We start from the raw sequence: 4,439 nt of genomic DNA on the forward strand, positions 1-4,439 counted from the left end.
GTAATATCCAAATTATTAATTACCTTAAAACAAAAGAAAATATACGGGAAATTAGCTCTCAAATTATTAACAATGGTAAGTATATTGGAGATTTAAAAGTAGGGGTTTCAGTAGAAAAAATTAAAACAGAATTATTCAAAGATGCTGTTCAAACACTAAGTATTTCTCTCCTGGTCGGTGGAATTTCAGTCGTAATCATAATAATTATATTTCAGCGACAGGTAGGTATGCCATTGGAACAATTAACCAAGGTTGCCCAAGGTCTAGCAGAAGGAGAATTAGGCCAAAATTCTGATATTAAACGCAATGATGAAATGGGTATTATTCACCTGAGTCTCAATCAAATAGCTACCCAAATTCAAGAGGCTTTAGCAAATTTAAGACAGCAAATAATAGAACGGGAACAAGTAGAAATTGCTCTGGGAAAACAGGAAAATAAATATCGCTCTGTGATGGAAAATATTCAGGAGGTGATTTTCCAAACAGATAATACGGGGATATGGACATTTCTGAATCCTGCCTGGGAGAAAATGACTGGGTTTACAGTAGCAGAAACTCTGGGAAAAAGCTTTATTGAGTATATTCATCCAGAAAACCGCCAAGATACTAGGTCGAAATTTCAAGCTTTCATCCAAGGTATAGAATTTGATTATAACTATGAAACAATCTTTCTTACTAATGGTAAAGATGTATGCTGGTTTGAAGTTTTAGCCAACCTCATAAGAGATGAAAATGGGACAATTATTGGGTTATCTGGCATTCTTAACAATATTACTCAACGCAAACAGGCTGAGGAAGCTTTAAAACTAAGTCAGTTTTCTATAGATAGAGCGGTGGATGCAGTTTATTTCATGGGTCCTGATGCCAAATTTTTCTATGTCAATGAAACTGCTTGTCAGACTCTAGGTTATTCTCAGGCAGAACTTCTCAAAATGAGTGTTTGGGATACTGATACTATATTTTCATCCAAAGAAAAGTGGAGGCAACATTGGCAAGAATTGAAACAAAGTGGTTTTTTGAGATGGGAGGGCGCTCATAAAAATAAGGAAGGTGAGATTATTCCAGTAGAGATAAGTGCAAATTATCTAAAATTTAACGGTAAAGAGTACAACTGTGCGTTCTTTCGAGATCTTAGGGAACGCAAAGAAATAGAACAAGAAAAGCGAGCAGGAGAATGTGCTATTCGCGCCTTATACAAGGTAGCTTCTGCACCAAACCTGAATTTTGACCAAAGGATGCAAGGTCTACTGGCGTTGGGAAGAAAATATTTTGAATTTGACCTGGGTTTTCTCGGCAGTGTTGATGGCGATCGCTACAAAATCATTGCCTTTCAAAAATCTAAGCACCTTAAATTATCATTTCAATCTGGAGATGAGCTTGATTTAGATAAAACTTTTTGTAGTAAAATTTTTCGTTTAGGAAAACTAATATCTTTTGAATCATTTCAAGAATCAAAATGGTCTGAGTATTTTGCTAACAATGTTTTGGGTTTAGAAGCATATATAGGTACTCCTGTGCTAGTGGGAAAACTACCTTATGGTGTACTTTGCTTTACCAGTTTCAATAAACGTACTAAACCATTTAAAGATAGCGATCGCCAAATTATCAAACTAATGGCTCAGTGGGTAGGCAATGAAATTGAACGTCAGCAATATGAAATTAGTCTAGAAAAAGAACTGAAACGGGGTAATTTATTGAGGAAAATTACCCAAGAAATTCGCCAGAGTTTAGATGTGAAAACAGTTTTTCAGACAACGGTTAACCAAATAGGTATTGCTTTTAAAGTAAATCGCTGTATTATTTTTAAGTATATTGCCGAACCCATACCAGAAATATTCTTTGTTGCCGAGTATTTTGAANAAGAAATTCGCCAGAGTTTAGATGTGAAAACAGTTTTTCAGACAACGGTTAACCAAATAGGTATTGCTTTTAAAGTAAATCGCTGTATTATTTTTAAGTATATTGCCGAACCCATACCAGAAATATTCTTTGTTGCCGAGTATTTTGAATCAGAGCATAAGTCTCCACTACAACTAAAATCAAAGCTTCCAGTTATAGGTAATCCCCACGCTGAGGAAGTTTTATCTCAAGACCAACCAGTATCTACTCCAAATATGACTACTGAACCATTGCTAGATGTATGTCGCCAGATGAATCTCAAATCTATGTTGGCAGTGCGAACTTCTTATCAAGGAAAAGTTAATGGTATAATAGCATTACATCAGTGTGACTCTTACCGTGAATGGACAACAGAAGAAATTGAATTATTCTCACCAATAGCAGAACAAGTGGGTATAGCGATCGCTCAAGCTAATCTATTAGAGCAGGAAATTCAGCAACGAGAGGAGTTAACTGTCAAAAATCGTGCTTTGGAGGAAGCGAAAAAAGGAGCAGAAGCAGCAGCGAAAGCCAAAAGTGAATTTATTTCCACAATGAGTCACGAGCTGAGGACTCCTATGAATGCTGTTATTGGTATGACTGGTTTGCTTCTAAATACAGAGTTACAACCTAACCAAAGAGATTTTGTGGAAATTATTCGCACAAGTGGAAATGATTTATTGACTCTCATTAATGAGATCCTCGACTTCTCAAAAGTTAATTCTCAAAGATTAGAATTAGAAAAACAAACTTTTGATTTACAACAATGTATTGAGGAAACGTTGAGTCTGTTAGCTGTGAGAGCGCAAGAGAAAAATATAGAGTTAGCTTATGCACTCGAACCTCAGACACCCCAGATGATAATTGGAGATGTTGGTCGTGTGCGACAAGTGTTGGTAAATTTACTCAGTAATGCCATTAAATTTACTCATGCTGGGGAAGTAACGGTTCGCGTGCAAGCATCTTTGGTGGAGCAAATTAGTAATTATGATATTTACGAAATTCAATTTGCAGTACAAGATACTGGTATTGGTATTGCTCCAGAGAATATGGATAAGTTGTTTCAGTCTTTTACTCAGCTTGACTCTGCAATGACTCGTAGTTATGGTGGTTCTGGTCTAGGTTTGGCAATGAGTCAACAGTTAGCCGAATTGATGGGGGGTAAAATTTGGGTTGAGAGTGAATTAGGTCGAGGTTCAACTTTCTACTTTTCGATACTTGCTCCATCTGTTGTACAAACAACCGATAAATTTGAAGAAGCAAAGCAATATTTAGCTGAAAAACGATTACTTATTGTCGATGATAATGCAACTAACCGACAACTGCTGACGACACAAGGGAAGTCTTGGGAAATGTTAACTTGGGCAGTTGAGTCTGGTGCGAAAGCTATTGATTTAATTAATCAAGGAATAAAATTTGATTTGGCAATATTAGATAAGTCAATGGCTGAAATGGATGACTGTACCCTAGCGAAAACTATTCGCGAACAAACTTCAGATGAGAATTTACCTATGGTACTTTTGGGTAATTTGAAAGAATATAAATTGGCGGAAAAATGTCAAGATATTAATTTTGCTCTAGTTATTAATAAACCAATTAGAGTATCTCTACTTTATCAGACTTTAATTAAGATTTTTACAGGAGAAAAAACTGATATGGAAAAGTCGCCTACTGCCTCAGAAAGTGAGGTTAAGCAAGTAGAAAATCTCCGAATATTGTTGGCAGAAGATAATGTAGTTAATCAAAAGGTTATCCTGCTACAGCTAAAACAGTTAGGACACCAAGCAGATGTGGCAGCAAATGGCATAGAAGTTCTAGAAGCTTTGCAACGTCAGCCTTATGATGTGGTATTAATGGATGTGCAAATGCCAGAGATGGATGGGTTGGAAGCTACTCGTACTATTCGCGAGCAATGGTCTCCTGAATTATGCCCCTATATTATTGCTATTGCTGGTAATGCTACTTCAGAAGAGCGGGATAAATGTTTGGAAGTTGGCATGAATGATTTTATCACTAAACCGATGAAGGTTCCAGAGTTGAAGCAAGCACTAGAGGAAGTTTCGAGAATTGATATAGATATGACAACATGGAAAAATATTAATGATACAAACACTAATGAAAATTTCAATAATAATATTAAAAATAATTCTCTAATTAAGCCGAAATTAATCTTAGATGAGACAATGTTAGAGTCAATTGTAAGTATGGGAGGCAAGGAACTTTTAGGTGAAATTATTGATGATTATCTCAATTTTTCTCCTAGTAGATTAACAGCAATTCGAGAGGCAATTGTAGTTGATGATGCCAATGAATTACGAATTACTGCTCATGCTTTACGTTCTAGTACAGCTAATTTGGGAGGAGTTACTGTAGGGAAGATATGTAATCAGTTGGAAAATTTAGGACGTGAAAATACTACTGTGGGAGCAGCAGAAATTTTTCCTTTATTAGAAGTTGAGTATGAAGAATTTAAACAGGGATTAATTAATTTTAAATCTAGTAATAATATTGATTTTTCAAGTATTCAAAAAACTTCTGATACTAGCAGTGAGTTTATTGAT

Annotated in this window: 2 protein-coding genes; both read left to right on the top strand. The window is 35.6% G+C overall.

The features are described from left to right. Positions 1-1,859 (top strand): PAS domain S-box protein (locus AFK68_RS38445; protein ID WP_210407311.1); only part of this gene is annotated, 1,859 nt, incomplete at both ends. 24 nt (positions 1,860-1,883) lie between these two features. Next, on the top strand, positions 1,884-4,439 hold a 2,556-nt coding region (locus AFK68_RS44590; protein ID WP_371357288.1), incomplete at its 3' end, for a response regulator.

Origin of the sequence: Hydrocoleum sp. CS-953, assembly GCF_002260545.1 — a bacterium.
Lineage (GTDB): Bacteria > Cyanobacteriota > Cyanobacteriia > Cyanobacteriales > Microcoleaceae > Trichodesmium.